The 18122-nt window shown below is 74.4% G+C and carries 16 protein-coding genes; 10 read left to right on the top strand and 6 right to left on the bottom strand.

Going from position 1 to position 18122, the window contains the following annotated elements; genetic code table 11:
• Positions 1-234: 234 nt before the first annotated feature.
• Both ACFWXO_RS40420 and ACFWXO_RS40425 read left to right on the top strand, forming a co-directional pair.
• Positions 235-714, top strand: coding sequence for a hypothetical protein (locus ACFWXO_RS40420; RefSeq protein WP_380531009.1), 480 nt, complete (start codon positions 235-237; stop codon positions 712-714).
• 101 nt (positions 715-815) lie between these two features.
• A complete protein-coding gene (locus tag ACFWXO_RS40425; RefSeq protein ID WP_380531011.1) occupies positions 816-1313 on the top strand; it encodes a hypothetical protein in 498 nt (165 codons plus the stop codon).
• A 15-nt stretch (positions 1314-1328) separates the two neighbouring features.
• Here ACFWXO_RS40425 and ACFWXO_RS40430 read toward each other — a convergent pair whose 3' ends face one another.
• The gene (locus ACFWXO_RS40430) at positions 1329-2777 is read right to left on the bottom strand and encodes a BTAD domain-containing putative transcriptional regulator (protein ID WP_380531014.1); all 1449 of its coding nucleotides are present in this window, start codon (positions 2775-2777) and stop codon (positions 1329-1331) included.
• Positions 2778-2911: 134 nt separating this feature from the next.
• On the opposite strand from ACFWXO_RS40430, the gene ACFWXO_RS40435 reads away from it, so the two are divergent.
• The 5 genes from ACFWXO_RS40435 to ACFWXO_RS40455 all read left to right on the top strand — a co-directional run bounded on the left by ACFWXO_RS40435 (position 2912) and on the right by ACFWXO_RS40455 (position 8861).
• Positions 2912-5833, top strand: coding sequence for a BTAD domain-containing putative transcriptional regulator (locus tag ACFWXO_RS40435; protein ID WP_380531016.1), 2922 nt, complete (start codon positions 2912-2914; stop codon positions 5831-5833).
• 131 nt (positions 5834-5964) lie between these two features.
• Positions 5965-6444: a CAP domain-containing protein gene (locus tag ACFWXO_RS40440; RefSeq protein WP_380531019.1), complete on the top strand. Its 480-nt coding sequence runs from the start codon at positions 5965-5967 to the stop codon at positions 6442-6444.
• A gap of 33 nt (positions 6445-6477) precedes the next feature.
• The gene (locus ACFWXO_RS40445) at positions 6478-7038 is read left to right on the top strand and encodes an RICIN domain-containing protein (RefSeq protein WP_380531022.1); all 561 of its coding nucleotides are present in this window, start codon (positions 6478-6480) and stop codon (positions 7036-7038) included.
• A gap of 64 nt (positions 7039-7102) precedes the next feature.
• Complete coding sequence (locus tag ACFWXO_RS40450; protein ID WP_380531025.1) at positions 7103-7885, top strand: GNAT family N-acetyltransferase; 783 nt, start codon at positions 7103-7105, stop codon at positions 7883-7885.
• A 268-nt stretch (positions 7886-8153) separates the two neighbouring features.
• Entirely contained in the window at positions 8154-8861 is a 708-nt protein-coding gene (locus tag ACFWXO_RS40455; RefSeq protein ID WP_375889014.1) for a hypothetical protein, read from the top strand.
• Positions 8862-8991: 130 nt separating this feature from the next.
• Here ACFWXO_RS40455 and ACFWXO_RS40460 read toward each other — a convergent pair whose 3' ends face one another.
• The gene (locus tag ACFWXO_RS40460) at positions 8992-9633 is read right to left on the bottom strand and encodes a TetR/AcrR family transcriptional regulator (protein WP_380397464.1); all 642 of its coding nucleotides are present in this window, start codon (positions 9631-9633) and stop codon (positions 8992-8994) included.
• Between the two features lie 417 nt (positions 9634-10050).
• Here ACFWXO_RS40460 and ACFWXO_RS40465 point away from each other — a divergent pair, with 417 nt between their 5' ends.
• The 3 genes from ACFWXO_RS40465 to ACFWXO_RS40475 all read left to right on the top strand — a co-directional run bounded on the left by ACFWXO_RS40465 (position 10051) and on the right by ACFWXO_RS40475 (position 12612).
• Entirely contained in the window at positions 10051-10401 is a 351-nt protein-coding gene (locus tag ACFWXO_RS40465; protein WP_380531029.1) for a DUF6542 domain-containing protein, read from the top strand.
• Entirely contained in the window at positions 10394-12067 is a 1674-nt protein-coding gene (locus tag ACFWXO_RS40470) for an LCP family protein (protein ID WP_380531032.1), read from the top strand. Before ACFWXO_RS40465 ends, ACFWXO_RS40470 begins: the two co-directional genes overlap by 8 nt.
• A gap of 164 nt (positions 12068-12231) precedes the next feature.
• Positions 12232-12612: a VOC family protein gene (locus tag ACFWXO_RS40475; protein WP_380531035.1), complete on the top strand. Its 381-nt coding sequence runs from the start codon at positions 12232-12234 to the stop codon at positions 12610-12612.
• Positions 12613-12698: 86 nt separating this feature from the next.
• Here the strand turns inward: ACFWXO_RS40475 and ACFWXO_RS40480 are convergent, their stop codons facing one another.
• The 4 genes from ACFWXO_RS40480 to ACFWXO_RS40495 form a co-directional block, all read right to left on the bottom strand.
• On the bottom strand, positions 12699-13754 hold the full coding sequence (locus tag ACFWXO_RS40480) for a 2-oxoacid:ferredoxin oxidoreductase subunit beta (protein ID WP_380531038.1): 1056 nt from the start codon (positions 13752-13754) through the stop codon (positions 12699-12701).
• Positions 13751-15748: a 2-oxoacid:acceptor oxidoreductase subunit alpha gene (locus ACFWXO_RS40485; protein WP_380531041.1), complete on the bottom strand. Its 1998-nt coding sequence runs from the start codon at positions 15746-15748 to the stop codon at positions 13751-13753. The genes ACFWXO_RS40480 and ACFWXO_RS40485 overlap by 4 nt, the downstream gene beginning before the upstream one ends.
• Positions 15749-16014: 266 nt before the next feature.
• The gene (locus ACFWXO_RS40490) at positions 16015-16677 is read right to left on the bottom strand and encodes a response regulator transcription factor (protein ID WP_360244863.1); all 663 of its coding nucleotides are present in this window, start codon (positions 16675-16677) and stop codon (positions 16015-16017) included.
• Positions 16678-16771: 94 nt separating this feature from the next.
• A complete protein-coding gene (locus tag ACFWXO_RS40495) occupies positions 16772-17782 on the bottom strand; it encodes a polyprenyl synthetase family protein (protein ID WP_375888997.1) in 1011 nt (336 codons plus the stop codon).
• Between the last annotated feature and the right edge of the window lie 340 nt (positions 17783-18122).

Here is an 18122-nt window from a genome sequence, read left to right on the forward strand (position 1 = left end):
CGGCCCCATTCCTCGTTCGTCAGATCACCCCGCCCCATGCCGGGCACAACGAGCCCGGCATGGAGAAGTCACATGATCCGCCGGACAGAACCTAGCCGCGCGGCCGCGCCCGCCCGCCGTCACCGGCGGGCGGGCGTTCATCGCTTGTCTACCGCCGTGCGCCATGATCCTCGTCGACACGGCGCCCCCGGGGGAACACGGGGCGCGGAGCACGGAGAAGGGGCACACGGGGACATGCAGAAGACGAAGAAGACGCTGAGGCACATGGCCATGACCGCCACCGTCGGTGTGCTGGCGCTGGCCGGGACGGTGGTGTCGGCGGGGGCCGCGCACGCCGACCCCATGGTGGGCATGGACGAGCCCGGGGTGCTCTACCAGGGCAACCGCCTCTCCAGCGACGACACCAGCCTGATCATGCAGGGCGACGGCAACCTGGTCCTCTACAAGAACACCAACACGGCCTACCCCACCGTGGCGTGGGTCGCCCCCGGCACCCTCGGCTGCGGCCTCAAGGCGATCATGCAGGACGACGGCAACTTCGTCGTCTACGGCGCCAACGCCAAGGTCTGCTGGGCCAGCGGCACCTTCAAGCCCAACCCCGCCGGCAAGGCCACCCTGGTGGTCGCCAACAAGGGCGGCCTCGCGATCTCCTTCACCAACCCGCCCGGCCACAGCCTCGACTGGGCGACCCTGCGCAGCTCCGACCTGTACTGAGAGCGCCGGGGCGGGCCCACCCCCGCCCCGCGAACCACCTTCGACACGGCGCCCCCGGGGGAACACGGGGCGCGGAGCAACTGGAAGAGACACACGGGGACATGAAGACGACGAAGACCCTCCGGCACCTGGCGATGGCCGGCGCGACCACCGCCCTCGCCCTGGCCGGGACGATGACCGCCACCGGCACCGCCCAGGCGGCGCTCGAAACGGGCAACGGCTACACCGCGATCTACGACGACGAGCCGCTCTACCCGGGCTGGCACGTCGACTCGATGACCGCCCGAGTGATCATGCAGCCCGACGGCAACTTCGTCGTCTACCAGAAGGACGGCAGCGGGCAGTTCAGCAAGGTCGCCTTCGCGAGCGGCACCGTCGGCTGCGGCTACAAGGCCGTCATGCAGTCCGACGGCAACCTCGTGGTCTACGCCGCCAACGGCGGCGTCTGCTGGTCCCTCGGCACGGCCGGCCACCCGCACGCCAAGCTGATGGTCTTCGACGCCGGCCGCTCCGGCGTCCACTGGAACGGCGGCATCATCCCCCGCAGCAGCAACGGCGCCGACTCCAACACCGTCGCCCTCTCCTCCGACCTGTACTGAGACCGCGGGGCGGGCTCACCCCCGCCCCGCGAACCACCGCACCAGGTCGGCCACCGACCACTGCGGGCGGGCCGCCAACCGGGTCGCCGCCGTCCGCAGCAGGACCGGCAGGTACCCGCAGGCCGCGGCCAGCCCCGCCACCGCGTCCGGCTCGCGGCGGATCCGCTCCGCGCCCACGATCCGGGCCAGCAGCTCGTAGGCGTCGTGCGGCTCCAGCGGTCCCACCGCGAGCCGCACGGCGCAGCCGGGCAGCGCCCCGGGCTCGGCGCCCGCCACCACCACGGCGCAGCCCGGCACCTCCGGGAGCAGCGGCCCGGGGTCGGCCACCCCGTCCAGCACCACCAGCACCCGCCGTCCGGCGAGCAGTTCGTGGTACCGGACCCGCAGCTGCGCGACCTGCGCGCCGTCGCCGGGCCGCTCCCCCAGGGCGCGCAGGAAGCCGGCCAGCACCGCACCGGCCTCCCCGCCGGCCGCGTACAACTGCCCGTCCGGGAAGGCGTCCTGCACCGTGTGCGCGACGTGCACCGCCAGCGCCGAGGCCCCGCTGCCGGACGGCCCCGACAGCCCCACCACCGGCGAGGCGCCGGCCGCGAGCGCGCGCAGCGCCCGCTCCGCCTCCCCCACCAGCCCCGCCCGGCCGACCAGGTCGGGAATGTCCGGCGGCAGCTGGCACGGCCGGGGCAGTGCCCGCACCGCGGCCACCGCCACCACCGGCTCCCCGCCCCGGACCCGCTCGGCCAGCTCCGCCACCGCGGCCCCCGGTTCGAGGCCCAGCTCCCGGTCCAGCCGCTCCCGCAGCTCCTCGTACGCCGCCAGCGCCCGCTCGGAACGGCCGCAGCGGTGCAGCGCCAGCAGGTGCAGCCGGTGCACCTCCTCGTCCAGCGGGTACGCCCGCGCGAGTTCGCCCAGCGGCTCCAGCGCCGCCGGTGCCTCCTCGTGCCCGCCGAGCGCGAGGTCCAGGTCGTAGCGCACCTTGAGCGCCGCCAGCCGCCCGGCCGCGAGCCGCTCCCGGGCCCGCTCGGCGAGCGGACCGGGTACGCCCTCCAGCGCCCGCGGCCCCTCCCAGGCGTCGAGCGCCCCGACCAGCAACTCCCGGGCCCGCAGCGGCTCCCGGTGACGCAGCGCGACGGCCTCGGCCACCGCGGCCTCGTACCGGAACAGGTCCACCGAGGCGCGCGGCACCGACAACCGGTACCCGCCGGCCGCCGCGACCAGCAGCCCGGGCGCGTCCAGGGCCCGCCGCAACCGGTGCGCGTGGGTGCCGATCTGGCCCACCGGGTCCTTCGGCCAGTGCGCGTCGTCCTCGCCCCACACGCCCTCGACCAGCCGGTCCGTCGCCACCAACTCCCCCGGGGCGAGCAGCAGCGCCGCCAGCACCGCACGCTGCTGCGGCCTGCCGAGGTCGGCCTCACGGCCCTCGCACCGGGCGCGCAACGGCCCCAGTACGCGGAAATCGAGCTCCACTCCCCACCCTCTCGGAATTCCGACGTCCAGGGCACAATCTGTGAACAGAGCATAGAAGCCGGGACATGGGGGCGCCGCCGTCCGGACGGAAGTGGCGAGAACCCGGCACGCGACGACTCACGAAACGGGACGACATGGTGGAGATCGGGGGGACCGGACTGCGCTTCGCGCTGCTCGGCCCGCTACGGGCCTGGTACGGGACGGAAGAGGTGGAGCTCGGCCGCCCGCAGCAGCGCGCCTTGCTCGCCGTGCTGATCGGCGCCGCCGGGCGGACGGTCGCGACCTCGGTGCTGGTCGAGGGCGTGTGGGGCGGCACCCCACCGTCCGACCCGCGCAAGGCCGTCCAGCTGGCCGTCTCCCGGCTGCGCGCCGCGTTCAGGCCGCACACCGCCGGCGACCCGGACCAGCTGCCGCTGCACCGCGTCGGCGACGGCTACGCCCTGCGCACCGCCCCCACCGACACCCAGCAGTGGCAGGCCCTGCTCGCCGAGGCCGAGCACCTGCGCCGGGCGGACGCGCCCGGGCAGGACGTCCGGGAAGTGCTGCGCCGCGCCCAGCGGCTGTGGGCCGGCGAAGCCCTCGCCGGGCTCCCCGGACCGCACGCCGAAGCGCTCCGGGCCCACCTCGCCGAACAGCGCATCTCGGCCAAGGAGACCCAGCTCGAACTGGACGCCGACCTCGGCGACCGCACCGACCTCACCGCCGAGGCCACCGCGCTCGCCCTCGAACACCCCGGCCGGCCCCGGCTCACCGCCGTCCTGATGCGCGCCCTCTACCAGGCCGGGCGCAAGGCCGAGGCGCTCGCCGTCTACGAGGACGCCCGCCCCGCCCTGCCCCCGCACGACCGGGCCGCCGCCGAACTCCAGCTGCGCATCCTGCGCGAGGACACCACCCTGCTGCCCGCCCGGGCCGCCGGCGCCGACCCCGAACCCGCCGCCGAGCCCTGGCAGGCGCCCGACCAGCTGCCCTCCGGACTGCCCGACTTCACCGGCCGCACCGAGGAACTGGACGCCCTCACCGACCGGCTGGCCGGGGCCGGCGGACGGGCCGTCGTGGTCTCCGCCCTGGACGGCATGGGCGGCGTCGGCAAGACCACCCTCGCCGTGCACACCGCCCGGCAGGTCCGCGCCCGCTTCCCCGACGGCCAGCTCTTCGCCGACCTGCGCGGCGCCGACCGCACCCCGCCCGACCCGGGCACCGTGCTGGCCGGCTTCCTGCGCGCCCTCGGCGTCGCCCCCGGCGGGATCCCCGACGACACCGGCGAACGCAGCGCCCTCTACCGCTCGGCCCTCGCCGGGCGGCGCGTCCTCGTCGTCCTCGACAACGCCGCCACCCTCGACCACGTCGAACCGCTGCTGCCCGGCGCGGCCGGCTGCGCCGTCCTGATCACCAGCCGACGGCGGCTCACCGGCCTCTCCGGCGCCCACCACCTGCGCCTGGACACCCTGCCGCCCGCCGAGGCGCTGGAACTGCTCACCCGGATCGTCGGCGCCGACCGCGTCGCCGCCGAACCGGCGGCCGCCGAGGACGTCGTCCGGGCCTGCGGCCTGCTGCCGCTCGCCGTCCGGATCGCGGCCTCCCGGATCGCCACCGACCCCGCGCTCACCCTGGCCGGCCTCGCCGAAGGACTGCGCCAGGAGCACCGGCTGGCCGAACTCAGCGACGGCGAGCGGACCGTCGAGGCCACCTTCGCCCTCTCCTACCACCGCCTCGACCCGGAACTCGCCCGCGCCTTCCGGCTGCTCTCCCTGCCCGACGCCCCCGACCTCCCGCTGTCCTGCGCCGCCGCACTGCTCGGCCGCACCGAGGACGAGGCCGACCGGCTGCTGGAGACCCTCGTCGACCTCAACCTGCTCCACTCCCCCCGCTTCGGCCGCTACGGCTTCCACGACCTCGTCCGCGACTACGCCCGCGGCCGGCTCGCCGCCGAGGAACCGACCGCCGAGCACACCGCCGCCGCCGACCGGCTCACCGACTTCTGCCTCGCCGCCGCCCGCAACGCCGACCGGGCCGCCCGCAAGGCCGAGGACGCCGAACTCAGCCTGCTCCGCGCCCCCGTGGCCTCCCCCGGCGTGCCCATCGCCGACGGCCAGGAGGCCGTGCGCTGGATGCGCGAGCAGGCGGAGGTGCACGCCGCCGCCATCGCGCTCAGCTGCGCCGACCCCTCCCGGCCGCTCGACCGCGCCGCCGAACTCGCCGACCGGATGGGCGCCGTGCTCGCCGAACGCACCCAGACCGGCATCATCGTCGACCTCGCCGGACGCCTCGCCGACGAGGCCGGGGCCCGCGGTGAACACGGCCCGCTCGCCCTCGCCCGCTACCTGCGCGGCGCCATGCTCTGGCACCTCAACCACTACGCCGAATCGGCGGCGGAGCTGCACCGCGCCGTCGACCTCTGCACCACGCCCGAGACCGAACGGGTCCTCGCCAAGGCCCTGGTCAACCTCGGCGGCAACGCCCGCGTCCACGGCCGCCACGCCGAGGCCGCCGAACACGCCGGCCGCGCCGCCGAACTCTTCCACCGCCTCGGCGCCGAACGCGCCGAAGGCAGCGCCCTCGGCGAGTTCGCCTTCAACGCCGCCCAGACCGGACGCCTCGCCGAGGCCCGGGAGGCCGCCGAACGCGGCGCCCGGCTGATGACCGCCGCCGGACCGGTCTCCGCCGCCACCGGCCGCTACTACCTGGCCCGGGTGCTGCGGCTGTGCGGGGACGGCCCGGGCGCCCTCACCCACGCGCTCGGCGCCCGGGACGAGTTCGCCGCCCTCCAGGTCACCGTGTTCGAGGCCGCCGCCGGGGAGCTCGCCGCCCGGATCCACGGCGAGGCCCAGCGCTGGCTGCTCGCCGCCGACGTCGCCGAGGCCGCCCTGCCGCAGGCCCGCCGCACCAGCCCCGCCCTGGAGGCCGGACTGCTGCGCACCCTCGGCACCGCCCTCACCGGCCTCGGCCGCCCGCGCCAGGCCCGGGCCTGCCTCACCGACGCCCTGGACGGCTACCGGCGGCTCGGCCTCGACGAGGACGCGGCCCAGGTCAGCGCCGTCCTGGCCGAGTTGGGGTGACCGGCCCCGGGTGATCGCCCGCTACGCGCGTTGACCGCCTGTCTACCGCGGTCCGGGACCGTACTCCTCATCCGGCCCCGGACCGCGGCACCCGCCGCCCCGGGGCGACACCCCGAGGAGAGGCGCGACCCATGACCACGCTCGTGCACGGCGGCCGGGTCCTGACCCCCGCGGCAGCCGACCCGACCGGACCGGGCGTCGACTTCCGCACCGAGCTGCTGACCTCCGTCAACTTCCGGCGGGTCCACGCCGGCGCCCGGCCGCTCACCCCGGACGGACGGCTGGACGCCGCCGCCCAGCGCCACGCCGCCGACCTCGCCGCGCACGACCTCCTCCAGCAGGACGGCACCGACGGCAGCACGCCCTGGCACCGGATCCGGGCGGCCGGCTTCGCGTTCCGCTTCGCCGCCGAGCTCATCGCCCCGGCCGACAGCGTGCCCCGGGCCGTCCAGCTGTGGATGAACAGCCCCCGGCACCGCGACGCCGTGCTCGACCCGCGCTTCGACCACCTCGGCACCGGCTTCGCCCCCGGCCGCTCCGGCGCCCCGGGCCGCTACGTGCTGACCCTCGGCCAGTCTGACGGCCGACCGCACACCGCAGTGACGCAGTAACACCCACCGCACCCCACCCGAAGGAGAACCGCCATGACCACCCCCACCCGCCGCCTGCTCGCCGGCCTCGGCGCCGCCGCGGCCCTGGCCACCACCGTCCTGGTCGCCGCCCCCGCCGCCCAGGCGGCCACGCCCGGGCCCTGCGACCTCGGGCCGTCCGTCAGCGCCACCGTCAACGTCTTCAACGGCTCCGCCGGCGCCCTCGACCTGCCGTCCGACAACGAGACCAACGGGACGCGGGTCGGCACCTACACCGCCAACCAGTCCCCCGCCCAGACCTGGACGTTCTGGGACTACTGCGACGGCACCACCGCCATCTCGCACGGCGGCAGCGGCAAGGTGCTCGACCTCGACTCGCACGGCACCGGCGCCGTCCAGCTCTGGGACACCCCCGGCGGCTGGGACGGCCTCAACCAGCAGAACGGCCCCGGGACGGGCGCCAACCAGAAGTGGCGGCTGACCGACGAGGACCGCGGCTGGTACCTGATCCGCAACGTCGCCACCGGGCAGTGCCTCAAGGGCAACGGCATCGCCCAGTACACCTCGGTGACCTCCTGCAACGCCGCCGACCCGGCCCAGCGCTGGCACAAGTAGGCACCCCACGGGGCCCGTTCCGCCGGCCGGAGGCGGCCGGCGGAACGGGCCTATCCTCGGTCACGTGCCCCTCATCAGCCTGCACGACCGCACCGCCCTCGCCGAACGGTTCCGCACCGACCCCGCGCTGCACCTGTTCGAACTCGGCGACCTCGACGACACCCTCTGGCCCAACACCGCCTGGTACACCGCCGATCCCGACCACGGGCCGGTCGCCCTGCTCTACAGCGGCGGCGACACCCCGGTGCTGCTCGCCTTCGCCCGGCCCGCCGCCGTCCCCGCCCTGGAGGACCTGCTCGGCGCGCTGCGCCCCTTCCTGCCGCGCCGCTTCACGGCCGGGCTCCCGGACGGCGCCGAGCGGGCCCTCGCCCCCGACTACACCACCGAGCGGCGCACCCCGCTGCTGCGGATGATCCTCCCGGACCACGGGCTGCTCCCCGCCGAACCCGGCCACCGCGCCCGGCCGTTGACCCCGTCCGACCAGGGCGACCTGCGCGCCCTGCTGGCCGAGGGCTACCCCGAGTCCTGGTTCGACCCGCGGCTGCTCGCCGGCGGCGGCTACGTCGGCGTCCGCGAGCGGGGGCGGCTGCTGGCCGCCGCCGGGGTGCACGTGCACTCCCCCGCCCACCGGGTCGCCGTGCTCGGCAACGTCGTCACCCACCCCGACGCGCGCGGCCGCGGCCTCGCCCGCGCCTGCGTCACCGCACTGACCCGCCGGCTCGCCCCGACCACCGACCACCTGGGCCTCAACGTCCGCACCGACAACGCCCCGGCGATCCACCTCTACCGGCAGCTCGGCTTCACCACCGTCACCACCTACAACGAACTGGTGCTGACGGCGCGTTGAGGGCCGCCGGCCGGCGGGCCTGGCCGATCATCGTCACGGCATCCGTACGCATGGCGAACAGAATCGCACGGCACCGGATCGACCGAGGTGGCAGGCGGTTCGGGTACCACTGATCACGACTCGGCATCCCTTGTCACGAACCCGCGTGGGACTCGTCACGGCGGCGTCAAGACGGCGGCGAGGAATGGCGTTCGGCTTCCCCACTGCGCTATGAACGTCCCTCAGGAGAACCGCCGACACGGCGGTCCGCACGCACGGGGGACCTCACATGAAGACCATCCGCAACAGTCGCACCATGGCCCTGGCCGGCCTGGCCGTGGTCGGCGCGCTCACCATGACCGCCTGCAACGACGACGCCGCGTCGTCCGACAGCGCCACCACCCCGCCGGCCACCCAGGCCCCGGCCACGCCGTCCGCCGCGCCGACCACCCCGGCGGCCTCCGCCTCGGCGGCCGCGCCGACCGGCGGCACCGGCGGTGCGGCCACCGGCGGGACCACCGGCGGCGCCCCGGCCCAGGCCGGTGCGACGGCGGCGCCCGGCACCACGGTGAAGCTCGGCGACGCGGCGACCATCCCGTTCAGCTCGGGCAGCACCAAGGGCACCGTCGCGCTCGCGGTCACCTCGATCGACAAGGGCGACCCGGCCGACCTCACCTCGCTCAAGCTCGGCGACAAGGCCGCGGGCATGGTGCCGTACTACATCCGCTTCAAGGTCACCAACACCGGCAGCACCGACCTGTCCTTCTCCAGCCTGACCCAGGTGAAGGGCACCCTGCCGGACGGCTCGGAGGCCGCCGAGGTGATGCTGATCGGCAGCTTCGACAAGTGCCCGCACCCGTCCTTCCCGAAGGGCTTCACCAACGGGCAGTCGATCACCTCCTGCGTGCTGGCGCTGGCCCCGACGGCCACCAAGGTGTCGGGCGCCGAGTACTGGGGCGAGCCGTACACCCTGGGCAAGGGCGTCAACTGGAAGTGACCCGTCGACGGTGACCGGCGGCGACCGCCGGTGCACCTTCGACGACCCGGTGGGCGGGGCGGCTCCGGGCCGCCCCGCCCACCGGCACGCCCACCGGCACGCCCGCCGGTCGGCCGTGGCCGGCCCGCGCTCAGCCCGCGGCCGGCCCGCCGTGGATCCGCAGGAAGGCGTCCACCCCGGACTCCGCCGTCCGCCGGACCTCCTCCTCGGCCACCGGCAGGGCGCCCCAGAAGGAGCGCTCGGCCACGCCGTGGAAGGTCAGCAGCGTGAACCGCTCGGCCGCGAGCCCCGGGTCCGGGACCGCCAGCAGCCCGCGCCCGCCGAGCTCCGCCAGGCACTGCGCGAGGGCGCGCTGGGCCGCCGCCGGGCCGGTCTCCAGCCAGGCCTCCAGGACGTCCGCCGGGATGTTGGCCACCTCGGCCCGGATCGCCCGGCCGAGCGCCCCGAGCTCACCCGCGGCCGGCGCCGCGTTCGCCCGTTCCACCGCGAAGGCGGTGAGGGCGCGCCGCACGTCCACCGCCCCGTCCAGGTGCTCCGCCAGCAACTCCCGCATCCGCTCGGCCAGTTCCGCCGAGTTCTGCAGTGCCACCGACAGGAAGAGGGTCTCCTTGTCGGCGAAGTGGTTGTAGACCGTGCGCTTGGACACCCCGGCCTCGGCCGCGATCGCGTCCATGCTGGCCCGGACGTACCCCTCCCGCCCGAACACCGTGGTCGCGGCCCCGGTGATCGCCCTGCGCTTCTCCGGCCGTCCCGCTGCGCCCGTGGTCGCCACGACCTTCTCCTTCTCCGTCGGCGCCCCGCCGACCGTCTCAGAAACTGCCCGGTGTAGTGTCTGCTGGCCCGTTCACGAGCGGACTTGCCACCGAACAGGCGTGCTCTATGCTGCGTACGATCTCTACACCTCTGTAGAGCAAATCCGAAAACGGGCCTGCCCCCGAGCAGCAGCGGGAAACCGAGAACGGGAACCGGCCGGCCGAACACCAGCGTCCCGTACTGGCAGCGCCGCAACCGCTCTACCACGGCAGACCCGGCGCAGCGCCGACGTGGCGCGCGAAGCACGGGAACACCCGGGGGTGAGTGAGTGGCGGGGCAGCGAGGACGTTCGTCCGACCAGGGTTCGCGACGGCGGACGACGAGCCGGCCCGCGGGCCCCACGCGTCCCTTCTCCGGCGGGCCCGCACTGCCCGCGGTGGCGGCCCTCGGGCTGCCGCTGGTCGGCGCGGTGGCCGACGAGTTCTCCGGGCCGGGCATGGGCCTGGCCTTCGCGGTGTGCGCGGTGCTCGGCACCGGCGTCGCGGCCGGGCTCAGCACCCGCCGCGGCTGGTGGTGGGTGGTCGCCGCCTCCCCGCTGGTGGTGCTCGGCGTGACGGCCGCGGCCGAACTGGCGGCGAACGGCGACACGTACCGGGGCAAGGCCCTGGCCACCGGCGCCGCGAAGTGGGTGGTGCACGGTTTCCCGGTGATGGCGCAGGCCGCCGTGGCGGCCCTGCTGGTGATCGTGGCCCGGGTGGTCCTGGACCGGAGGAGGCAGCATGGCTGACGAGCGTGAGCACGAGCGGGCACGGGAACGGCCGGGGGGCGGCCGGGCCGCCGACCGCAGGGCCGCGGCGGCCCCGGCGGCGGGGCGCCGCAACTCCCCGCTGCTGATCGCCGGCCGGGTGGTCGCCACCACGGTGGGCTTCGCGGTGTTCGCGGCCAGCGGCGTGGTCTGGTACGAGTACACGTCGCTGACCGACGGGATGACCACGTCCAACGCGATCGCGGAGACCAAGAAGGACGCCCCCAAGCACCTGGACAACTCGGTCAACCTGCTGCTGATCGGCCTGGACAGCCGCAAGGCCATGGACGGCTCCGACCTGCCCCCGCAGTTCGTCCAGGACGAACTGCACGCCGGGCACAGCTCGGACATCGGCGGCTACAACACCAACTCCCTGATCCTGCTGCACATACCGGCCGGCGGCGGCAAGGTGCAGGCGGTCTCCATCCCGCGCGACGACTACGTCATGACCTACAACGGCGACGGCTCCCAGCAGGGCATGCACAAGATCAAGGAGGCGTACGGCAACGCCAAGGACGCCTTCGACCGGAGCCCGAAGGCCAAGGGCCTCAAGGGCGCCGACCTGGAGAAGGCCGGCCGCGACGCCGGCCGCGCGGCCACCATCCGCACCGTCCAGACCTTCGTGAACCAGCCGGTGGACCACATCGCCGAGGTCAACCTGATGGGCTTCTACGACATCGCCAAGGCCGTGGAGCCGATCCAGGTCTGCCTGACCCACGACACCAAGGACCCGGCGATGGAGGGCCAGGGCTCCGGCGCCGACTTCAAGAAGGGCATCAACACCCTCAACGCCTCCCAGGCGCTGGCCTTCGTCCGCCAGCGCCACAACCTGGACGACGGCAAGGGCAACACCGGCGACTTCGCCCGCACCCACCGCCAGCAGGCCTTCATCTCCTCCGTCGTGCACAAGCTCAAGCAGGACGGCATCATCAGCGACCTCGGCAAGCTAAAGGACCTGTTCGGCGTCGTCCAGAAGGACCTGGTGATCGACAACGAGTGGAACGTCCTGGACTTCGCCCAGCAGGCCCCGGCGCTGACCGGCGGCAACGTCGAGTTCAACACCCTGACCTTCGACGGCTTCGGCACCAGGAACGGCCAGGACGTCAACCTGGTCACCCCCTCGAAGATCCAGAAGGTGGTCAAGCAGCTGTTCGGCTACGCCGACGCGGCCGCCCCGGCGGGCGGCGCCACCGACGCCCCCACCACCGAGGCCCCGGCCAGCCCCTCGCCGAGCGCGACCGCCCCGGCCAAGGCGGCCTCCCCGGCCACCGTCGACGTGTACAACGCCTCCACCGCCGCCGGGGTCTCCTCCTCCGCCGAGGCCAAGGCCCTGGTCGCGATGGGCTTCAAGGAGGGCACCACCGGCCCGGCCCGCAGCAAGCCGAAGACCACCACGGTGACCTACGGCAAGGGCGCCAAGGAGGCCGCCGACCAGGTCGCCGCCCGCTACGGCGTGACCGCCACCGAGTCCGCCACCGCCGCCGCCGACCACGTGGTGGTCACCCTCGGCACCGCCTTCACCGGCGCCGACGACAAGTCCGCCGCCCCCGGCGGCCCCGCCCCCACCGGCGACCCGGCCGCCAACCTGCCGATGCAGGGCCCCGGCGTCGACGCCACGTCCGACGGCGGCATCCCCTGCGTCTTCTGACGCGAACCGCGGCACCGCACGAGGGAGGTCCCCGCCGGGGCCTCCCTCGGCGCTTCCCTGGCCGACCCTTGACCGACTCCTGGCCGACTCCTGGCGTGATACTCCGTACTGTGTATAGTGTACTGCGTACGGGATAACCGTGCGCAGTGACGAGAGGGCTCCGCATGCAGATCACCAGCACCGTCGTCTCCCTGACCGTCGAGGACACCACCCCCTCCGCCGCCTTCCTCCAGCGGCACTTCGGCTACACCGAGCTGATGTCCGCCGACGGCTTCGTCTCGCTCGGCCACCCCGGCGGCGGGGTCGGCGTCGTCTACCTGCGGCGCGGGCTGGAGGTGCTGCCCGAGGAGCAGCGGCACCGGACCGCGGACGGGGTGATCCTGGCGTTCACCGTCGAGGACGTCGCGGCGGAGGAGGCGCGGCTGCGCGGCGAGGGGGTCGAGATCACCCTGCCGCTGCGCGAGGAGCCGTGGGGCGAGAGGCTCTTCCAGGTCACCGACCCGAACGGGGTCCCGATCGAGCTGGTGGAGTGGGCCCGGCCGTAGCCGTGAACGCGTGGGCGCCCCCGTCCCGGAAGGGGACGGGGGCGCCCACGCGTCGCGTCGCGGCGGGACGGGACCGGGCGGGGTGGTCAGTCCACCGTCCAGGCGTCGCCGCCCGCCAGCAGGGCCGCCAGGTCGCCCGGCCCGCGGTGGGCGACGGCGGCGGCCAGCTGGCTGTCCATCAGCTCGTCGTAGACCGGGCGCCGGACGTCGCGCAGCACGCCGATCGGCGTGTGGTGCAGGGTGTCCGCGTCGGCGATCCGGGAGAGCGCGAAGGCGCCGGTCGGGCCGGCCGCGTGGGCGTCGTGCACCAGCACCCGTGCCTCGTTCTCCGGCGTCACCGGGGCGGTGGACAACTCGCCGTCCTCGCCCCGGAAGACGCCGTTGGCCCCGTCCGCGCCGAAGCGGATCGGCCGCCCGTGCTCCAGCCGGATCAGCGCCTCGTCCCGGGTGCCGGCGTCCTTGAGCACCTCGAAGGCGCCGTCGTTGAAGATGTTGCAGTTCTGGTAGATCTCCACCAGCGCCGTGCCCTCGTGCTCGGCCGCCGCCCGCAGCACCGACTGCAGGTGCTGGCGGTCCGAGTCGATGGTGCGGGCGACGAAGGAGGCCTCGGCGCCGATCGCCAGCGACAGCGGGTTGAACGGCGCGTCCAGCGAGCCCATCGGGGTCGACTTGGTGATCTTGCCGAGCTCGCTGGTCGGCGAGTACTGGCCCTTGGTGAGGCCGTAGATCCGGTTGTTGAACAGCAGGATCTTGAGGTTGACGTTGCGCCGCAGGGCGTGGATCAGGTGGTTGCCGCCGATCGACAGCGCGTCGCCGTCCCCGGTCACCACCCACACGCTGAGGTCCCGCCGGGAGGAGGCCAGCCCGGTCGCGATCGCCGGCGCCCGGCCGTGGATCGAGTGCACCCCGTAGGTGTTCATGTAGTACGGGAAGCGCGAGGAGCAGCCGATGCCGGAGACGAAGACCGTGTTCTCCCGCCTGATGCCGAGCTCCGGCATGAAGGACTGCACCGCGGCCAGGACCGCGTAGTCCCCGCAGCCCGGGCACCAGCGCACCTCCTGGTCGGTCTTGAAGTCCCGGGCGCTCTGCGGCCCGTCGGCCTTGGGCACCAGCTCCAAGGACGGGAACGCGTGCTCGCTCATCGGTGGTCCTCCTCGTCCAGGGTGCCGATCGCCGCCCACAGCACGTCCGCCAACTGCGCCGCCTTGAACGGCAGTCCGCGCACCTGGTTGTAGGACTCGGCGTCCACCAGGTACTTCGCCCGCAGCAGCAGCGCGAGCTGGCCCAGGTTCATCTCGGGCACGATGACCTTCTCGTAACTGCGCAGCACCGAGCCCAGGTTGGCCGGGAACGGGTTGAGGTTGCGCAGGTGCGCCTGGGCGACCTCGCCGCCGTCCGCGCGCACCCGGCGCACCGCTGCGGTGATCGGGCCGTAGGTCGAGCCCCAGCCGAGCACCAGCACCCGGGCGTCGCCGGTCGGGTCGTCGACCTCCAGCGGCTTGACGGTGATCCCGTCGACCTTGGCCTGCCGGGTGCGGACCATCAGGTCGTGGTTGGCCGGGTCGTAGGAGATGTTCCCGGTGCCGTCCTGCTTCTCGATGCCGCCGATCCGGTGCTCCAGGCCGGCCGTGCCGGGCACCGCCCAGGGGCGGGCCAGGGTGTGCTGGTCCCGCAGGTACGGCCAGAAGGCGCCGTCCTCGCGGTTCGGGCCGGTCGCGAACTTCGGTTCGATCTCCGGCAGTTCGTCGACCTCCGGGATCCGCCAGGGCTCCGAGCCGTTCGCCAGGTAGCCGTCCGAGAGCAGGAACACCGGGGTGCGGTAGGTCACCGCGATCCGGGCCGCCTCCAGCGCCGCGTCGAAGCACTCGGCGGGCGTGGCCGGGGCGACGATCGGCACCGGCGCCTCGCCGTTGCGGCCGAACATCGCCTGCAGCAGGTCCGCCTGCTCGGTCTTGGTCGGCAGGCCGGTGGACGGGCCGCCGCGCTGGATGTCCACCACCAGCAGCGGCAGTTCCAGCGAGACCGCCAGGCCGATCGTCTCCGACTTGAGCGCCACGCCCGGCCCGGAGGTGGTGGTCACGCCGAGCGCCCCGCCGAAGGCCGCGCCGAGCGCGGCGCCGATGCCGGCGATCTCGTCCTCGGCCTGGAAGGTGCGCACCCCGAAGTTCTTGTGCCGGCTCAGCTCGTGCAGGATGTCCGAGGCCGGGGTGATCGGGTACGAGCCCAGGTAGAGCGGCAGCCCGGAGCGCTGCCCGGCGGCGATCAGCCCGTAGGACAGCGCCAGGTTGCCGGAGATGTTGCGGTAGCGCCCGGCCGGGAGCTTGGCCGGCGGCACCTCGTAGGAGACCGCGAAGGACTCGGTGGTCTCGCCGAAGTTCCAGCCCGCCCGGAAGGCGCTGATGTTGGCCTCGGCGATCTGCGGCTTCTTGGCGAACTTGGCGCGCAGGAAGGACTCGGTGCCGTGGGTGGGCCGGTGGTACATCCAGGACAGCAGGCCCAGGGCGAACATGTTCTTCGCCCGCTCGGCGTCCTTGCGGGCCAGCCCGCTGTCCTTGAGCGCCTCCAGGGTCAGCGTGGTGAGCGGGACCCGGTGCAGGTGGAAGGCGTCCAGCGAGTCGTCGCCGAGCGGGTCCGCGGCGTAACCGACCTTGGCCAGCGCGCGCTTGGTGAACTCGTCGGTGTTGACGATGATCTCCGCGCCGCGCGGCAGGTCCGGCAGGTTCGCCTTCAGGGCCGCCGGGTTCATCGCCACCAGCACGTTCGGGGCGTCGCCCGGGGTGAGGATGTCGTGGTCGGCGAAGTGCAGTTGGAAGGACGAGACGCCCGGCAGGGTGCCGGCGGGGGCCCGGATCTCGGCCGGGAAGTTCGGCAGCGTGGAGAGGTCGTTGCCGAACGCGGCCGTCTCCGAGGTGAACCGGTCCCCGGTGAGCTGCATGCCGTCGCCGGAGTCCCCCGCGAAGCGGATGATCACCCGGTCGAGTCTGCGAACGGGCTTGGGGCGCCTCTCCGGTGGACCGCCCGGGGCGTGCGGGCCGGCTGGTCCGGCCGCTCCGGGGCGTCCGTCACCACTGCCGGTACGACCCTCGTCGCCGCCCGATCCGTCCACTGCCTCCGACTGATCGACCTGACTGGTCACTGCCGCGGACCTCCTCGTGGACGCACCACCGCGGGCGCGGCCCCGTGCCCCGTCCGCTTGGTGCACCGCTCGCATCCTATGCGCGCGACCTCGGGCCCGGTTGGAACTCCCGCAGGAATTTCCCCCGCCCACGCCGGTACCGCACCCAAGGACAACGCCCGGCCGCCGGAGATCATTCCGGTACGGAGCAGCCGCCCCGCGGCGGGCGCCCCGAACAGCCCCCGAACAAACCCCGGACGGCCCGAACAGCCCCGGGCGGCCCCGGGCTAGGAGTTGAGGTAGGTCAGCACCGCGAGCACCCGGCGGTGGTCCTCGGCGCTCTGCGCCAGCCCCAGCTTGAGGAAGATGTTGCTGACGTGCTTCTCCACCGCCCCGTCGGACACCACCAGCTGCTTGGCCACGGCGGCGTTGGTGCGCCCCTCCGCCATCAGACCGAGCACCTCGCGCTCGCGCGGCGTGAGATTGGCCAGGACGTCGCCCTTGCGGCTGCGGCTGAGCAGCTGCTGCACCACCTCCGGGTCCAGCGCGGTGCCGCCCTCGGCGACCCGCACCACCGCGTCCGCGAACTCGCGCACCTCGGCGACCCGGTCCTTCAACAGGTAGCCGACGCCCCGGGTCGACCCGGCCAGCAGCTCGGAGGCGTAGCGCTCCTCCACGAACTGCGACAGCACCAGCACGCCCAGCTGCGGATAGCGCCCGCGCAGCTCCACGCAGGCGCGCAGGCCCTCGTCGGTGTGGGTCGGGGGCATCCGCACGTCCGAGACCACCACGTCCGGCAGGGCGTCCGCCGCCGCCAGGTCGTGGATCGTCTTCACCAGGGCCGCGCCGTCCCCGACCCCCGCCACGACCTCCAGGCCGCGGTCGGTGAGCAGCCTGGTCAGGCCTTCCCGGAGCAGTACGGAGTCCTCGGCGATGACGACGCGGCGCATGGCGACCTTCCGGGCAGGCGTGAGCTGACGGGTGTCAGTCTCCCCCATCCGCCCGCGCCCGCACGGGCTCGGGGTCGGATCCGCCCGGGGACGCTCACATGGTGCGGATGGCCACCGCGTCGCACAGCCCGTCCAGGGCGGCCTTCGCCGCGCAGTCCGGCAGCGGGGCCAGCAGCGCCCGGGCCTCCTCGGAGTGCCGCAGGGTCTCCCGGCGGGCGCGCTCCAGGGCGGGGTGGGCGCGCAGCAGGCGCAGCGCCTCGGCGTGCAGGTCGTCGTCCGAGAGGTCCCCGTCGAGCAGTTCGCGCAGCCGGGTGTCGGCCGGGTCGTCCGGGTCGGCCGGCATCTGCTCCAGCAGCAGGGTCGGCAGGGTCGGCACGCCCTCGCGCAGGTCGGTGCCGGGGGTCTTGCCGGACTCGTGGCCGTCGCTGGCGACGTCCAGGACGTCGTCGGCGAGCTGGAAGGCGATGCCGATCCGCTCGCCGAACTCGCCGAGGGTGTCCACCAGTGCGGGCGGGGCGCCGGCCATCAGCGCTCCTATCCGGCAGGAGACGGCGATCAGCGATCCGGTCTTGCCGGCCAGCACGTCCAGGTAGTGCAGCAGCCGGTCGGCCTCCGGGCCGGGGCCGCGGGTCTCCAGGATCTGGCCGGTCACCAGCCGCTCGAAGGCCTCGGCCTGCATCCGGACCGCCTCCGGGCCGAGGTCGGCCAGCACCTGGGAGGCGCGGGAGAACAGGAAGTCGCCGGTGAGGATGGCCACCGAGTTGTCCCAGCGGGAGTTGGCGCTCTCCGCGCCGCGGCGCACCGGGGCCTCGTCCATCACGTCGTCGTGGTACAGCGTGGCCAGGTGGGTCAGCTCGACGACCACCGCGGCCGGCACCACCCCGGGCGCCCCCGGGTCGCCGAACTGGGCGGCCAGCAGCAGGAGCAGCGGGCGGAAGCGCTTGCCGCCGGCCTCGATCAGGTGGGAGGCGGTGACGGTGATGAAGGGGACGTCGCTCTTGACGGCCTCGGAGAGCGCCGCCTCCACCGCGTCCAGTCCGGCCTGGACGTCCCGGGTCAGGTCGCGGTCCTGCACGCTGAGCCCGAAGGGTCCCACGACGGTCACGAAGACCACTCCTCTGTCCCTGGTCGATCTAGCGGCCTGGTCCCTGAGTGCCGCCGCTGGCCATACAGGCAGGGTATCCGGTCGCGAGTGGATCACTGCACGGGCGTGCGGATCCCGTCATGACCGCGCCGGAAGCCCTGGTCAGGAGGCCTGCGCGGACGCAGCGGCGGTGGGGGCGAATTCATCGGGAAACACAGACCGGAGATGGGGGGGCGGCCGCGCGCGGGGGGGTGCCCCGGCCGCGGCGGGCATACTCCGCGGCGGCGCGGAGGTTCGCCCCGCCCGCCGCCGGGGCCGGTCTCCACGCCACCCGCTTCCGTGGTGCCGAGCACTTCGCCGC

The organism is Kitasatospora sp. NPDC059088, from assembly GCF_042738155.1.
Taxonomy (GTDB): domain Bacteria; phylum Actinomycetota; class Actinomycetes; order Streptomycetales; family Streptomycetaceae; genus Kitasatospora.

Bases quoted from the DNA above. Each gene is read 5' to 3' on its own strand.
- ACFWXO_RS40420 (WP_380531009.1), top strand. From the start codon at position 235: ATGCAGAAGACGAAGAAGACGCTGAGGCACATGGCCATGACCGCCACC.
- ACFWXO_RS40425 (WP_380531011.1), top strand. From the start codon at position 816: ATGAAGACGACGAAGACCCTCCGGCACCTGGCGATGGCCGGCGCGACC.
- ACFWXO_RS40435 (WP_380531016.1), top strand. From the start codon at position 2,912: ATGGTGGAGATCGGGGGGACCGGACTGCGCTTCGCGCTGCTCGGCCCG.
- ACFWXO_RS40440 (WP_380531019.1), top strand. From the start codon at position 5,965: ATGACCACGCTCGTGCACGGCGGCCGGGTCCTGACCCCCGCGGCAGCC.
- ACFWXO_RS40445 (WP_380531022.1), top strand. From the start codon at position 6,478: ATGACCACCCCCACCCGCCGCCTGCTCGCCGGCCTCGGCGCCGCCGCG.
- ACFWXO_RS40455 (WP_375889014.1), top strand. From the start codon at position 8,154: ATGAAGACCATCCGCAACAGTCGCACCATGGCCCTGGCCGGCCTGGCC.
- ACFWXO_RS40470 (WP_380531032.1), top strand. From the start codon at position 10,394: ATGGCTGACGAGCGTGAGCACGAGCGGGCACGGGAACGGCCGGGGGGC.
- ACFWXO_RS40475 (WP_380531035.1), top strand. From the start codon at position 12,232: ATGCAGATCACCAGCACCGTCGTCTCCCTGACCGTCGAGGACACCACC.
- ACFWXO_RS40480 (WP_380531038.1), bottom strand. From the start codon at position 13,754: ATGAGCGAGCACGCGTTCCCGTCCTTGGAGCTGGTGCCCAAGGCCGAC.
- ACFWXO_RS40490 (WP_360244863.1), bottom strand. From the start codon at position 16,677: ATGCGCCGCGTCGTCATCGCCGAGGACTCCGTACTGCTCCGGGAAGGC.